The following is a 13,187-nucleotide window of genomic DNA, read 5'->3' on the forward strand; positions in this document are numbered from 1 at the left end:
GTCTGCGCCAGTTCGGCAAAATAATGCCATTTAAGCCGCAGTCGCACTTGTGCGCCCCAAAGTGATTTGCTAATTGCGCCGGGCCGGTCGAGACCGGCTTTGTCATGGCGTGCGGTCGTGGCGGAATTGGTAGACGCGCAGCGTTGAGGTCGCTGTGGGGCAACCCGTGGAAGTTCGAGTCTTCTCGACCGCACCAATGATAACCGCCTGTTATACTCTTAAGGCGTTGTAAACAAAGGGCTTCGCAAGATATTGCGTGGCCCTTTCTTGCTTTAGCGCACCTTTTTGTGCCACTTTACGCGCCACGCAACTGGCCACTCGCGGCCGTTTTCGGGGTGCGACATGCGTCGTCAAAGCTCTCAGGCAAACCTTGACCGGCATCTGGCCGAACGGGCGGGCAATTATCACTACAAACGACGAGTGCCATCCTCGATCGCGCATCGCGATCCACGCGCTCCGCATGTGCGAATCTCGTTGAAAACGAGCGACCTGGCGCTCGCACGAGCGAAGCGGGATCTTCTCGAAGCGGCAGACGATGCGTTGTGGGCAAGCTATCTGCTCGATGAGCCAACCGATCCCGCCATGGCGCGCTATCGTGCCGCCATGCGCCGCGTCGAGGCTCTCGGCTATACCTATCGTTCGTCCGCTGCGATCGCTGCATCGTCGTCTATGGACGATATCGCAGCACGGTTTGAGACGATGTTGAGTGGCCGGATGACGCCTCCGACTGAAGACGCCCTTGTCGGTGTCGTCGAAACACCTCCAGTCACGATCAGTGAGGCCTTCGACATATACGTCGACGAGATCGTGCCGGACGAACTGCTCGGGAAAAGCGAGGTCCAAAAAGCGCAATGGAAGAAGGTCAAAAAGCGAGCGGTCAAGAATTTCGTGACCCTTGTGGGTGACAAAGCGATGACCGCCATATCGCGCGATGATGCGATGAGCGTCTATCGTCACTGGCTGAAACGCATCGCGCCCAAGGAAGGCCGGCCGACGCACTCTTCGTCGTCCGGAAATCGCGACATTGGCAATCTGCGTGTTCTTTACGGTGCCTACTTCTCGCATATCGGCGAGACCGAGCGGCAGAACCCGTTCGACCGCCTCAGCTTCCTCGTCAAGAAAAAGCGGTCCCGTCCGCCATTCCCCACAAGCTGGATGATCGACACGATCATGAAGCCCGATGCGCTTGCCGGCCTTAACGAAGAGGCGCGCGGAATCGTCCTGGCCTTGATCGAGACCGGCGCGCGGCCAAGTGAAATCTGCAACCTGCATCCATCGGCCATCCGCCTGTCGCACAAGATCCCGCATCTGGCGATCGAGCCGCGTGACGATCCTGACGATCCGCGTGAGATAAAGACGTCGTCGTCTGAGCGCCTCGTCCCTCTGATCGGCATCGCACTGGAAGTCTTCAAGCGTCACAAGCAAGGTTTCCCGCGCTACCGGAACCGCGAGAACGAACTGTCGGCGGCGCTGAACAAATTCTTCAAGGCAAACAAGCTCTTTCCGACGCCTTCTCATAAAATATATTCATTTCGGCATTCGTTCGAGGACCGGATGAAGGAAGCAAATCTCGATGATGAATTGCGCCGTATACTGATGGGCCATTCGATCGAACGGCCCCGCTATGGTTCGGGTGGCTCGCTTGAATGGCGGCACACCGAACTCAAGCGGATCGAACTTCCCTTCGATCCGTCGATCGTTTGAGCCGGGCGCGCGCCGCCGCAAGCACGTCTTCTTCATCGCGCAGCCGATCGCGCTCGCGCTCCAGTCGTTTCCAGAGCGGTACGGCGAGATGTGCGCGATCTCCGATCCGGTCCATGATCTCCGCGAGCTTGTCGAGATATAGCTCGACACGCTCGGCGGTGATCTTGATAGGCTTGCCTCGGCGCGGCATGATCAGTCGACCTTGACCGGCTTGCTGTCGACGAGGCGATAGAAGGTGTTCGGCTCGATGCCGTCACGGCCGGCGATGCCAGTCCATGCATTGACGATATCACCTGAGTTGCTTCGCTCTACGAGGAAGATGGCGCACCCAGCATTGCCGCGCGCCTTGCCTTCGAATCCCGATGCGGTGGCAGAGCCACCGTCGGCCTTGTTGCTGACGCCTTCCTTCTCACCCGTCGCGAAATGACCGTCGATCCACTTGGCACGGTCAGTCACGAACTTGACGGCAGCAGCGATCAGCTCCGGCAAGCGGATCTCCGCTTTGATGGTAATCTCGGCCGCTGCGATCTTCGAATCGCCGCCGCTCTCGCGCGCCGTGGCACCGGCAAGCTCGACGACCGCGAACCGGCTGGTGGCTGGCGGGTAGTATTTCAGGACATCGAGCGGATGCTCGCAGGCATGGAAGCCCGCCGCGCAGGCCTTCCAGGGCTGCGCGTGCTGGCAGTTCGGGCATTTGTGGGAATAGTCTTGCGGCTTCGTCGGGCCGGCGATGCGCGGCGCGCTGCCGAACAGGTCGGCGGTGTCCTTGCCGCGCGAGGCGTCGGCGACGACCTTGGTGATGCGCCAGCCGGTCGTCTTCGCGTCGGCGATCATCACGCGGAAATCTTCATCTGCGTATGTGTTGGGGTAGGAGGCAGGGCAGGTGTCGCAGATGACCTGCTGGCGGCCTCCGTGGCGCTCGATCATCAGTGCTTGCTCCCGGTCGGCTGGCCGGATTGAAGCGCTTCGCTTTCAGCAATCGCTTCGTTAAGATCCTGCGCGAAAACCTTCGGGTCGAACGGGATCGCCTCGGCAAACATCTTCCCGTTTCGCCAAAGGCCGATATGCACGGCAGCACACTTGTCACACATGAAGACGTTGATGCCGTGGGCCATCTTGATCTTCATTGCGCGCCCCAGTCGTTTCGATCTTGGAGAAAATCGTCCTGCGGACGGCTGCGGATCTGGCGCACGACAAGCACCAGCGCGATGGCCGGTATGATCAGGACGATGATGAGGATGGCGACGGTCTGCAAGTCAGACCCTCGCCGCGATGTGATAGGCCCGCTCCTGCGCCATCAGCGTCATCACCGTCAGCGTGAAGACCAGACCGAAGGCAAGCGAGATCGCCAGCCAGATGACAATGCGCGGACAGTAGGCGCGGAAGCTCTCGCCGGCCGCCTCGCGGTTGCCGGCCTTGACGAGTTCCGCGCCGCCGATGGGCGGGAGCGGGCGCGGGCGCATCAGTTGCGCTGCCCGCGATGATGCCGCGTCGCGATTTCCTGCGCAGCGGCGATGTTCGATTCGGTGAGTTCGGCGCGGCGGATGCCACGCAGGATCAGATCCTGCTCGTTGCAGGAATGATCCGGCTGGTCGGGATCGCCAAGCGCGACCATGATCTCGGCGATGCGGATCTTGGCCGGGCGCTTGTCGGCGCGGGCCAGCATCTTCGCGCGGCGATCAGCAGCAACCTGCGCGTGGATGGCCGGCGCGGTGGACGGGTCGGCGTGGAAGGAAAACTCGGACGGCATGCACTCTCTCCATCAGGTGTGATGGAGAGAGTATGTCGGGAATAAAACCGAAATGCAATAGATGTCGGGAATAAAACCGAATTAAGCGCGTTTGAGCGTCAATTGGCCTTGTATCCCACCTTGCCTGTCAATCTGGCGCGCGACACGCCTGACCTGCTCCGAAGGAAAGACGGAGAAGATTTCTCCGACCCATGTGACGCGGACGTTTTGGATTGGGCTAGCATTCCAAGAGATTAAGCTGACGGTATCGCCGTCGCCTTTGATCATTGTCTTGACAAAGCGCCGGCCATCATCGGTCCTGACAATCACACGTTGACCAAAGTAACTTTCGAGAGGCTTGCGCTGCTCGCGGTACACGATCAGGACGTTGCCCGGATCATACATCGGCAGCATTGAATCGCCGCGCACCTCAAAAGCCACCATATCGGCGGGTAGAGTGAATGGCACCTCGATCTCTGCCAATCCGCCTTCAGGGATCTGTTCGAAATCTTCTTCCACTTCTGCCCCCGCGCCGACGTGCCCGACAAGGGAGACTATAGATGATGGCTCATCGCGCCCAGTTAACAGCCACTCGACCGAACTTTCCAACACTGGCGCGAGCGCGAAGAGCGTGCGCGTCGAGACGCCAGCATCTTGTCTGCCATTCTTAATGGCGCGCCGCATATCTCGGATTGCCGAGTCACTTAAGCCGGCAACTTTCGCGGCACGCGATTCTGTTAGGCCGAGTGCTTCGAGCTTCTGGTCGATACGGGAGAGGATATCTTCTAACATGCCGGTATTATTCCCGATTTAGAGTAGCCCCGCATTCGGGAAGAAAACCGTTGACTAGTTCGGGAAAAAGACCGATGGTCGCGGCATGATCGAGACAGCCAACCTGACCACGCTTGCCGATGCGTACCTTGATGCTACTGGCACCAAGGACGTTACGCTCAGCTTTTGGGTCTTCAATGACAGTAAGAAGCTCGCGGCTCTACGCAGCGGCGCAGATATTACGGTTGGCCGGTTCAACGCTGCGCTCATATGGTTCGCTGAGAATTGGCCTGCTGATGCGCTCTGGCCAGCAAATGTTGCTCGACCGACTTTAGAGGCAGCCGAATGAGCGCCTCGGTTCATCCATTCCGTTCGCTGCCGCCATCCCCTGTCGGGCAGCGCTCCGCCGTGCCGGGAGAGGCGGTCTCCTCCCGCGACTCTTCCGGCACGGTCTCCATTCCAGCTGGCACCATGGTTCTGCTCAAAGCCATGGCCGCACATGATCGCGTCAGCGTCGAGCAGCTCGTCACCGAGCTTGCCTGTGGCCGCGCCAAATCCCTCGGCCTGTCTCGCCTGGCGCGGGCGGTCCTCGATTATCCAAGCCACACTTGTGAGCCCAGCATGGAGCGGAAGGGCGTGCCATCGGGCGTCCTTCCGCTGCCGCAGGGGCCGCCATGAGCTGATCTTTTTCGTGCGGTTTTCCATGACCGCAATCTGAATCAATCCAAGCATTCCCGCCACGGGAAAACACGCCGGGTTTTCCCGGCGCGGGAAAGCATTTGCCCGGAGGAAATTCGATGATCGAGTTTACCGATCGTACCCGCCGCAAGATCCGTAATGCGCAAGCCGAACTCGTCGAAGAGGCCGGCGTCGCAAAGACGATCGAACTGACGCACAAATCGAAAAGCGTCGTTTATCGATGGAAGGACGAAACGGCGGACGACATCATGTCGATCCCTGAAGTCCTTCGCGTCGAAGGCTATACGCGTCGCCCGATCGTCACGCGTGAAATGGCGCTTTTCAGTGGTGCCGAGATGACGGTCACGCCATCGGGCGACGCTACGTGCGGGACGTTGACCATGCATGTAGCCGAGATGGTCGAGTATGCGAGCCGCCTCGTCGTCGAGACTGCCCGCGCCAAAGCCGATGGCATCGTCACGCGCGCCGAGGCCACGCGCCTGCTCGACCTTCTCGCCAGCGCCGAGCGTCTGATTCCGGCAATCAAGGATCAGCTGGTCGGCGTGCAGGTCGACGGGCCGCTCAAGGTCGTCTCGGGTGGAGGGCAGGGCTGATGCCGGCATCTGCGCAAATCGTTTGGACCGACGCCGAAATCGAGCGGACGGTTCACCTCTGGAACGTCGACGGGCTGACCTGCTCGCAGATCGCCAAGAAACTGTGCGACGAGTTCGGCTCCGGCCGGTCGCGCTGTGCGGTCGCCGGGCTGGTCAACCGCAAATCGCTGCTGTTTCAAAAACGGCAGGGCAATGACGGCCGCCCGATCGGCCACGTCTACAAAGTGGCGCAGCCGCGCAAGCGCACGGTTTCGGAAAAGCTGCTGCCGCACGAGATCAAATTCGCGGCCGATATGTGGAATCGCGGTCATACGGCAACGCGCATCGCAGAGGTGATCGGCGACAAATTCGCAAAGCATGTCACGCGGTTTTCTATCGCGACGCTCGTTCGCGACCGGCCGGATGTGTTCAGGCAGCGGGTCAAAGGTGAGCTGCAACGGGGCAGGGCGACCGCACCGTCGATCGTCGCCAACCTTTCGCGGCCCGATGCCTATCAGCCGACCGTCACCAAGGATGCGGCCCGCGCCTATGACGCAGCCAGCCGTCGCCTGCCGCTTCCCAACCTCGACTGGAGCGATTGCCGCTTTCCGGTGAACGAGGCTGAGCGTGGCGAAACGCATCTGTTCTGCGGCAAGCCGGTCGTTGGCGGCAAGGTTCTCTACTGCGCGCATCATGCCGCTCGCTGTGTCGGGAGTGGCACCGAAGGCGAACGCTCGGCCGCGCGCGTGCTGCGCAACGAAGCGAAGAGGGCAGCGTGATGTCCTGGACGCGCTCGACCCAGCCCAAATTTAGCAGCTTCGGACCGCTTGCGGAATGTCCCGAAACCTATGTCGACCGGCTTGCCATGGCTGCCGTCGAATGCGGATCGGCCTGCGCCGTGCGGGTGCTTCTCCATCTCCGTAACCACGAAAGGAATACGCAATGAGCCGTATGCTGCGGACCTTCCGCGAAATGATCGGTCTCGTCTCGCGTGGCGACTTCTCGCGTCATCTCGACGAGAAAATGGAAGAGGCGCTCGTCGCGCTCGAAAGCTGCCCTGCCGACAAGTGCAAGGCCGAGATCACCGTGAAGGTGGTTCTCGAATACGAGCTGGGCCGGATCGACATCAAGCCGGAAGTCAAAACCAAGCTGCCGGAAACCGCCAAGTTCATGAAGACACCCTTCTGGGTGATCGATGGGCAGCTTTCGGTCCAGCACCCCAACCAGATCGACATGTTCGCGGCGCGCTCGGTCGGCTCTCAGGATCCCGACGACGAAGCCGTCAACGGCTGAACCCCCTCAACACCTGAAAGGAGACGACAATGGCCGAAACGACGACGACGCTCGATGGCACCGCCATCAAACTGATTTCTGAACTTGCGACCGAGGCGGCGACGGCAGAAGTCGTGACGCTGAATACCGAGGGGCTTGGCAAGGGGCTGCCTGACGAAATCCAGATCGGATTCGACGCGAAGACGCAGCGCTTCCACTCCTTGAAAAGCCTGATCGAAGAATACCGCGTGGCACCTGACGAGCGCCGAGGCACCGCTCGCGCCGACACGCTCGACAGTTTCGTCGATCTCATTGATCGCCATAAGGACGAAAACTCCGTCATCTTCGGCAAAACCACGTGGCCGAAGCCGGCGTTGACGGCGGTGCTGAACTACGACCGCGAAGGCGTCGATGCCCGCCGGCGCGACCACCGCGTGGCCTACGAGTTTCCGCTCACTGAAGAATTCAAGGCATGGGTGAACAATAGCGGCGTCGCGATGGGGCAGGACGTGTTCGCGGCCTTCCTCGAAGAGCATGCCGCCGAGCTTGCCGCGCCGATGGATGGCGAAGTCAGCGAATATGAGCGCTTGTTCAAGGAGCACTTCGCAACGCCGTCCGAAGTGCTTGAACTGTCTCGTCATCTGGAAGTGTTCGTCGCATCCAAGGCCAAGCAGGGCGTCCGCCTTCAGACGGGTGAGCGGGTCGTCGAGTTCATCGAGGAGCATCAGAACGCGAAGGGGGAGAAGGTCACGATTCCTGGCATCTTCATGGTGTCCGTTCCAGCCTTCATCGATGGCGAGGCGGTGCGCATTCCGGCCCGACTGCGCTACCGGATCGCGGGCGGCGACATCAAGTGGTTCTACCAGCTCTACCGGTGGGAATTCTTCCTGCGTGAACAGGTCGGTCGCGACCTTCGTGAGTCAGCCGAACGAACGGGCCTTCCGTCGTTCGAAGGTTCGCCGGAGGCCTGACCGCCATGAATGCGCCGGTCGCCATATCAGATGCGTCCGATATCGCTGCCGTGGTAATGCGCGCTCGCGCATTGCTCGATGATGGCGATGTCATCGCTGCGCGTCTTCTGGCGGTCGGCGCTTATGATCAGGCGAAGGCGGCCGCCGGCTTTGCCGATCGTTTCGGGGCGGCCGAACGCCTCGTCGAGAAAGCCCGCCGCTTGCAAGGTGATGCGCTGCTGATCGAATCGCGCGCCAAGATGCGCATTGCCGACGAGTATGATGCAGCGCAGGAGCGCGGCGACGTGCGCAAGCCGGGGCAGCGCGGAAAAGCTGTCGCGGACGATGACAGCATTTCTCCGGCAAAGTCCGAGGATATTGGCCTTTCGCGGCAGGAGATTCACGAGGCGCGCAAGCTGCGCGATGCCGAGCGCGGGGCACCGGGCATCGTCGAGCGCGCCATTCAGGCGCGTCTTGAGGCAGGCCTAGAGCCGACGCGCGCGAGCCTGAAGGCCAATATCGGGACCAAGAGTGGCACGAAGGAAGAGCGCGGCGACAATTTCTATGAGACGCCAGTCGAAGCGACGCGCGCATTGCTGGCGCTGGAAAGTTTCGGGCTGGAAATATGGGAGCCGGCTTGCGGCAAGGGCGCGATCAGCCGCGTTCTGGAAGATGCCGGGTATGAGGTTTTTCTGTCCGATCTGATTGATCGTGAGACGACCGACCGGCTCGGTGAAATGCAGAGGATCGGCGATTTTCGGCAGATCGACCGTGCCGGCGCTGTCGCGGTTGGCATGGATCATCGCTGCGATATCGTCACTAATCCGCCCTATGGCGAGGCTCTGAACAGCTTCGTCGCCCATGCGCTGCGCGAGCACCGGCCGCGTAAGATGGCGCTGCTACTGAACCTCAATTTCCTCTGCGGCTTCGAAGATCCCGAGCGCTGCTTTGCCATGGACGAGAATCCACCCGCGCGTGTCCACGTCTTCACGCGTCGCCTGCCGATGATGCATCGCGACGGCTGGGAGGGGAGCAAGGTTTCCTCCAGCATGAACACCGCGTGGTTCGTGTGGGAGTTGGATGCCGACGGCCGATATAGCGGGCCGACGACTATCAACCGTGTCGACTGGAAAGAGCTTCAGGATGTGCCGGCGCGCGAGCCGGGTGAGGGCGCAGTGGTTGTGCAGCAAGCGGCTCGGGGGCTTGTCTGGCATGAGGACCCGGGCCGGTTGCTCGCCATGGTTGGCGATGTTGAGGTCGGGGCGATTTTCGCGCGCGACACAGGCTTCGAATGGCGCATGTTTATCGGTCCCGAGGCGTCGGTCGGCCCATCGCACAAGGCCAAGAACGAAGGCGCGGCCAAGCTGGCACTAACAGCACGCTGGACCGCGTTCATGGCGCGTGCCGGGATCGGCGGTGGCGCATGAGCGCGACTCTGCTCCCAATCATCCGCCAGATGCACGATGCCGCCGATGACCGCGCGCGGGCGCGCGTTCTTCTCGCTGTGTCAGACACGGTATTGATGCGGCATCGTGAGGTGTTCGAACGGGCGTGCGCGCGGGCGCAGTTCGAAATCGGGCGGCAGTATATCGACGTGCGCCGGGCATCCTGGCACGCGGTGCGCGGTGATGATGGCAGGCACAAAAACCCGTTATTCGAAGACGCGCGGCAAGCGATGTCCGAATTTGCGAACGGTGATCGCTGATGTCGGACATGGCGCGGCTCAACCAGATACGGCAACGTCATGCGGCGCTCGATGGCGCGGCCTGGCTGTTCTCGGACGATGGCGCGGCGAAGATGATCGAGGCGCGCGGGCGCGACGGCTCGATCGTGCGGATCGCGACCTTCGACGGCAAATCGACCGTGGACGAGCAGATGTTCGCCGTCGCCGCACCTGATGATGTCGGTTTTCTGCTCGGTCTTATCGACCGCGCCATTGCGGATGCGAACAAGCGCAAGCGCGCCGCCGAGCCGCCGCAGACCAAGGACTACGCGGCCGAGATCGCGATGAAATGTCAGGAGCCGGCCTTCAAGGCCTTTCTGATCGAAAAGCACCGGCTGGAAGACAAGGCAACTGACGAACGCGTGGTTTCGCGCGTGCGCTCGATGCTGCGCGTCTCATCCCGCCGCGAAGTCAACAACGACGAGGCCGCGCAGGAGCGCTGGAAAGCGCTGCGGAGCGAATTTGCGAACTGGAAGAGGGTGGGGCGGTGAACGACGATCCTTGCTTGCAATGCACGCTGCCGGACTGTGACGAGACCAGCAAGGGCTGTCTCGTGCGTCGCCGGTCGCGGCAGTACGATTTGAAGCTGCGCAACGGCCAGCATGGCGACATCACCGACGATGAGCGGCACGCGTCGACGTTGCTGTTCAAGTCGTGGCATCTGGAGCGCATGGCGCTCGCCTCGGAAGGCGTGCGGCCATACAAGCGCCCCGGCTCACCTTGGACCGGACAGGATGGCGCCCGATGACCGGCGTTCAAAGCACGCTCACGGAGCGAGGCAGCATGACCCTACCTGTCGCGCTTCAGTTTCCGTGTCCGCTTGTTCCAGAGCGTCGGGCCGTCCGTGCCGCGCGTCTTGATCGGCAACGGCTTCAGCAGAATGTTCGCCTCGTCGGCTGCTGCCTCGAACGCCTTTCTGGCTGCGCGGGCGTCCTTGATGCCTTCCAGCACCGCAATGCACGCCTTGCGCGCTGCAAGGTGCTTTCGCGTGTCGTTGTTCGCCGGCCAGTCGTCGAGCAGAAACTGCGCGGCCTGCGCCGTCGTCGTCAGGATCTTCGCCACCCCGCCCTTGGCATCGGCGAAAACGCGCACCGGCTGATCGAACGGCTTTTCCTCATCGAAGGGCATGGAAACTCACCTCACGCGCACAGGAACGCGACTCAATGCGCGCCGCGCGAATCAGTTGCGAGGGCAGGGCGATGAGCGCGCCGAAACGCACCCGCGAGGACCGTTCGCAAAAGACACGGGCATGGCTGCGCAAGCTCCTGCGTGATTGGCGTCATGGACGGCGCACGGCCGACGAGTGCATGACAGCCATCGCGCAGCGGCTTGATCAGCCGGAAGGCGGTGCGGAATGAGCTGGCAGGCTACCGCATGGGTTTCGACGATTGAGGCGGGTGGTGCGTCGGGCAAGCTGCTGCTCTACGCGCTCGCGAACTATGCAGACGAAAACGGACGCACCTTCGCCGGCGATGGGCGCATCATGCGCGATACCGAGCTTTCCGAGCGTGCCGTCCGAGACTGGAAGCGCAAGCTCGCCGACGCCGGTCTGATCTCGATTTCGCGGCGGCGCAAGCCGGGCGGCGATTTCGATATCGACGTGATCATGCTCGCCATGGATCGGCGGCCACCGGCAGATTCTGCCGGTGGTGAAAGCGATGCGACCACCGGCAAATCGTGCCGCGACCACCGGCAAATGACGCCGTCACCACCGGCAAATGGTGCCGTTCCCCCCACACCCCCCTATAAGGCTGAACCGTCAAAGGAACCATCAGAAGAACCGATAGAGAGAGGGGCGCGCGGAAGCGAGCGGGAAGACGATTTGCCTGCTTCGGAAACGCCCGGTCGGGCTGATTTCGAAAAGCGTGTGCAGCGGTTCTGCAACGGCAAGGGCTATCAGGCCGGTCCGTGGCCGGGCTGGGAGAAGCCCTCGTTCAGCTGGATCGTCAGCCAGTTCGCCAAGCTCACGGTTGACGAGCGTGCAGAGGCCGAGCGCTGGCGTGACCCGTATCTTCTCGTCAGCGGCGGCAAGGCGAACTTCGTCGGACCATTCCTGCGCGACAAGGCGTGGGAGCGCTTCGACGATGCGTTCAAGGCGAAAGCCGAGGCTGCCGCTGCAAGGCCAGCCGGTGAGATCGCCAGTGCCGGGCCATGGGGTCCGACATGGGCAATGAAATGCCACCGGGCCTTGCTGCTCGATGCACCGCAACCATCGCCTGCTCCAAGCTCGGCCTATCTGCGCCAGCTCGTGCAGCAGGACGACGAACAGGGCAGGGCAGAGCGGCTACGCCGGCAGGCGGACTATGGATGGCCGCAGGTGAGAGCATGGCACGCTGCCGCTTCGGACCGGAAGTCCATAGCCGCGACGATCGACGACAAGGCGTTCGATCATCTGATGGAGCCGGTGAAGCCGACCGATCCACTCTTTGACGCGTGGAAGCGGTTCTACGCTGCGCAGGGCTGGCCTTGGATACCTGATCCCGGAAGCATGCCGGTCGTCTACTTCCCGGCTGGCGGGCCGGACAATCTGCACGAATTTGAACACGCCCTGAGGGGCAACGAGGGAAGCGGTGATGATGGCGATCGAGCGCAAGCAGCTGAATAGCGGAGAGCGGGTCTGGCTCGATCGCGATGGAAAACCCTACGTGATGCCTAGCAAGGCCGTCACAGCCGAACGGCAACGCGAGATTGATGCGGTGCTTCTAGATGCGGCAGGCATGGAGGTTGAGGGTGAACGTCGCTGGTTCGCCTTCCGAACGGCGAATCGTGGTGAGATCGAAATCCGCGATTCGCTGGTGAGCATGAAGATCGATGCGGTCGTTCCGCAGAAGACGGTGCCAGCGCCTCGTCGGTTCTCATCTCGATCGCGCAAGGTTGTCCACAAGCCCGTTCTACGCAATCTAGTGTTCGTACGGGTGGTGCCGAGCGATGACGCGCTGGCTGGACTGCGCCGGGTCCGTGGCATTGTCGCAGCGGTCGGTTCAGATGATCGTGCGTATCCGATCGCTGACAAGGAAATGAACGGATTCATGCACTTGGCCGAGCGTGGCGCATTCGACGAACGGGTGACGCCAACGGGCCTCAAGGTCGGTTCCCGCGTTAAAATCAATGTTGGACCCTATGCCGATTTCACCGGCATATTCGAGGGCTACGCCAAGGCGCGATCAGCGCGCGTGCTGACCTATCTGTTTGGCCACGACATCGTCGTCGACGTGAAGCTTGCGCATCTCGAAAGACTCGGATAGCGAATCCTCCCCATGGACCCGGTCGACCGTGGGGAGACATCCTCCGACCAGCGTAGCCATCGCCAACGGCGAAAGTGCTCCTGCCCGCCCAGACCTGTGAGAGCGATCCGCTCCCGACTCAGGTCAAGTGCGGAAGCATTGGACATCATCATCATGGGCAGGCTGAAGACGATCGCTCCGCGTGTCGGAGCGCTCGCACCACGCATCGGTTATGCGAGCGGTGACGAGCAGGCGCGATCGCGCATGCGCGACCAGACGGTCGGCTGGCGCTCTTGGTACAAGACGAGCCGATGGCAAAAGCTGCGCGAGAAGATCCTCGCGCGTGATCTGTTCACCTGCCAGAAGACGGGCGTGCTGCTGGTCGGCAAACATCCCGCACCGAACAGTCCAGTGGTCGATCACGTCCATGCTCATCGTGGTGACGAGCGGTTGTTCTGGGACGAGACGAACCTGATGACCGTGTCGAAGGCCTATCACGACAGCACCAAGCAGGCCGAAGAGCGGCGAGGCGGCTGAGACCGC

The 13,187-nt window shown here is 61.7% G+C and carries 23 protein-coding genes and 1 tRNA gene; 16 read left to right on the forward strand and 8 right to left on the reverse strand.

Translation table 11 applies throughout. The features are described from left to right. Positions 1 to 111 precede the first annotated feature (111 nt). Both ACX82Z_RS07150 and ACX82Z_RS07155 read left to right on the forward strand, forming a co-directional pair. Positions 112 to 196 (forward strand) — tRNA-Leu (locus ACX82Z_RS07150). Positions 197 to 342: 146 nt separating this feature from the next. Further along, positions 343 to 1,704 carry a DUF6538 domain-containing protein gene (locus tag ACX82Z_RS07155; protein ID WP_459587585.1) on the forward strand — a complete coding sequence of 454 codons (1,362 nt, stop codon included), beginning with the start codon at positions 343 to 345 and terminating at the stop codon, positions 1,702 to 1,704. Here ACX82Z_RS07155 and ACX82Z_RS07160 read toward each other — a convergent pair. The 7 genes from ACX82Z_RS07160 to ACX82Z_RS07190 form a co-directional block, all read right to left on the reverse strand. Then, on the reverse strand, positions 1,664 to 1,894 hold the full coding sequence (locus ACX82Z_RS07160) for a hypothetical protein (RefSeq protein WP_459587586.1): 231 nt from the start codon (positions 1,892 to 1,894) through the stop codon (positions 1,664 to 1,666). The genes ACX82Z_RS07155 and ACX82Z_RS07160 overlap by 41 nt on opposite strands. A gap of 2 nt (positions 1,895 to 1,896) precedes the next feature. Next, positions 1,897 to 2,631 carry a DUF7666 domain-containing protein gene (locus tag ACX82Z_RS07165; RefSeq protein ID WP_459587588.1) on the reverse strand — a complete coding sequence of 245 codons (735 nt, stop codon included), beginning with the start codon at positions 2,629 to 2,631 and terminating at the stop codon, positions 1,897 to 1,899. Next, entirely contained in the window at positions 2,631 to 2,831 is a 201-nt protein-coding gene (locus tag ACX82Z_RS07170) for a hypothetical protein (RefSeq protein ID WP_459587590.1), read from the reverse strand. Before ACX82Z_RS07170 ends, ACX82Z_RS07165 begins: the two co-directional genes overlap by 1 nt. Next, positions 2,828 to 2,959: a hypothetical protein gene (locus tag ACX82Z_RS07175; RefSeq protein ID WP_459587591.1), complete on the reverse strand. Its 132-nt coding sequence runs from the start codon at positions 2,957 to 2,959 to the stop codon at positions 2,828 to 2,830. The genes ACX82Z_RS07170 and ACX82Z_RS07175 overlap by 4 nt, the downstream gene beginning before the upstream one ends. 1 nt (position 2,960) lies before the next feature. Beyond that, positions 2,961 to 3,167 carry a hypothetical protein gene (locus ACX82Z_RS07180; protein ID WP_459587593.1) on the reverse strand — a complete coding sequence of 69 codons (207 nt, stop codon included), beginning with the start codon at positions 3,165 to 3,167 and terminating at the stop codon, positions 2,961 to 2,963. After that, a complete protein-coding gene (locus ACX82Z_RS07185; RefSeq protein WP_459587595.1) occupies positions 3,167 to 3,454 on the reverse strand; it encodes a hypothetical protein in 288 nt (95 codons plus the stop codon). The genes ACX82Z_RS07180 and ACX82Z_RS07185 overlap by 1 nt, the downstream gene beginning before the upstream one ends. A gap of 81 nt (positions 3,455 to 3,535) precedes the next feature. Further along, positions 3,536 to 4,225, reverse strand: coding sequence for an XRE family transcriptional regulator (locus ACX82Z_RS07190; protein ID WP_459587597.1), 690 nt, complete (start codon positions 4,223 to 4,225; stop codon positions 3,536 to 3,538). 85 nt (positions 4,226 to 4,310) lie between these two features. On the opposite strand from ACX82Z_RS07190, the gene ACX82Z_RS07195 reads away from it, so the two are divergent. The 10 genes from ACX82Z_RS07195 (at position 4,311) to ACX82Z_RS07240 (ending at position 10,168) form a co-directional block, all read left to right on the forward strand. Next, entirely contained in the window at positions 4,311 to 4,553 is a 243-nt protein-coding gene (locus tag ACX82Z_RS07195) for a hypothetical protein (RefSeq protein ID WP_459587599.1), read from the forward strand. Beyond that, entirely contained in the window at positions 4,550 to 4,882 is a 333-nt protein-coding gene (locus tag ACX82Z_RS07200; protein ID WP_459587600.1) for a hypothetical protein, read from the forward strand. Before ACX82Z_RS07195 ends, ACX82Z_RS07200 begins: the two co-directional genes overlap by 4 nt. A gap of 119 nt (positions 4,883 to 5,001) precedes the next feature. Next, on the forward strand, positions 5,002 to 5,496 hold the full coding sequence (locus tag ACX82Z_RS07205; protein ID WP_459587602.1) for a hypothetical protein: 495 nt from the start codon (positions 5,002 to 5,004) through the stop codon (positions 5,494 to 5,496). Beyond that, positions 5,496 to 6,254, forward strand: a complete 759-nt coding sequence (locus ACX82Z_RS07210) for a GcrA family cell cycle regulator (protein WP_459587603.1) — start codon at positions 5,496 to 5,498, stop codon at positions 6,252 to 6,254. Before ACX82Z_RS07205 ends, ACX82Z_RS07210 begins: the two co-directional genes overlap by 1 nt. 163 nt (positions 6,255 to 6,417) lie before the next feature. Continuing rightward, on the forward strand, positions 6,418 to 6,768 hold the full coding sequence (locus ACX82Z_RS07215; protein ID WP_459587605.1) for a hypothetical protein: 351 nt from the start codon (positions 6,418 to 6,420) through the stop codon (positions 6,766 to 6,768). 29 nt (positions 6,769 to 6,797) lie between these two features. After that, positions 6,798 to 7,718 (forward strand): DUF2303 family protein, encoded by a 921-nt coding sequence (locus ACX82Z_RS07220; protein WP_459587607.1) that lies wholly within the window; start codon positions 6,798 to 6,800, stop codon positions 7,716 to 7,718. A gap of 5 nt (positions 7,719 to 7,723) precedes the next feature. Then, positions 7,724 to 9,124, forward strand: a complete 1,401-nt coding sequence (locus tag ACX82Z_RS07225) for an SAM-dependent methyltransferase (RefSeq protein ID WP_459587609.1) — start codon at positions 7,724 to 7,726, stop codon at positions 9,122 to 9,124. Next, positions 9,121 to 9,402: a hypothetical protein gene (locus ACX82Z_RS07230; RefSeq protein WP_459587610.1), complete on the forward strand. Its 282-nt coding sequence runs from the start codon at positions 9,121 to 9,123 to the stop codon at positions 9,400 to 9,402. Before ACX82Z_RS07225 ends, ACX82Z_RS07230 begins: the two co-directional genes overlap by 4 nt. Next, entirely contained in the window at positions 9,402 to 9,911 is a 510-nt protein-coding gene (locus ACX82Z_RS07235; protein WP_459587612.1) for a hypothetical protein, read from the forward strand. Before ACX82Z_RS07230 ends, ACX82Z_RS07235 begins: the two co-directional genes overlap by 1 nt. Continuing rightward, positions 9,908 to 10,168: a hypothetical protein gene (locus ACX82Z_RS07240; protein WP_459587614.1), complete on the forward strand. Its 261-nt coding sequence runs from the start codon at positions 9,908 to 9,910 to the stop codon at positions 10,166 to 10,168. Before ACX82Z_RS07235 ends, ACX82Z_RS07240 begins: the two co-directional genes overlap by 4 nt. 41 nt (positions 10,169 to 10,209) lie before the next feature. Here the strand turns inward: ACX82Z_RS07240 and ACX82Z_RS07245 are convergent, their stop codons facing one another. Next, entirely contained in the window at positions 10,210 to 10,548 is a 339-nt protein-coding gene (locus tag ACX82Z_RS07245) for a DUF982 domain-containing protein (RefSeq protein ID WP_459587615.1), read from the reverse strand. A gap of 71 nt (positions 10,549 to 10,619) precedes the next feature. Here ACX82Z_RS07245 and ACX82Z_RS07250 point away from each other — a divergent pair, with 71 nt between their 5' ends. From ACX82Z_RS07250 to ACX82Z_RS07265, 4 genes are all read left to right on the forward strand, one after another. Beyond that, positions 10,620 to 10,778: a hypothetical protein gene (locus ACX82Z_RS07250; RefSeq protein WP_459587617.1), complete on the forward strand. Its 159-nt coding sequence runs from the start codon at positions 10,620 to 10,622 to the stop codon at positions 10,776 to 10,778. After that, positions 10,775 to 12,025 (forward strand): helix-turn-helix domain-containing protein, encoded by a 1,251-nt coding sequence (locus ACX82Z_RS07255; protein WP_459587619.1) that lies wholly within the window; start codon positions 10,775 to 10,777, stop codon positions 12,023 to 12,025. Before ACX82Z_RS07250 ends, ACX82Z_RS07255 begins: the two co-directional genes overlap by 4 nt. Continuing rightward, positions 11,994 to 12,665, forward strand: coding sequence for a transcription termination/antitermination protein NusG (nusG, locus tag ACX82Z_RS07260; protein ID WP_459587620.1), 672 nt, complete (start codon positions 11,994 to 11,996; stop codon positions 12,663 to 12,665). The genes ACX82Z_RS07255 and nusG overlap by 32 nt, the downstream gene beginning before the upstream one ends. Before the next feature lie 138 nt (positions 12,666 to 12,803). Then, positions 12,804 to 13,181 carry an HNH endonuclease gene (locus ACX82Z_RS07265; protein WP_459587622.1) on the forward strand — a complete coding sequence of 126 codons (378 nt, stop codon included), beginning with the start codon at positions 12,804 to 12,806 and terminating at the stop codon, positions 13,179 to 13,181. The last annotated feature ends 6 nt before the right edge of the window (positions 13,182 to 13,187 follow it).

The sequence above is a fragment of the Aliihoeflea sp. PC F10.4 genome (assembly GCF_054612275.1).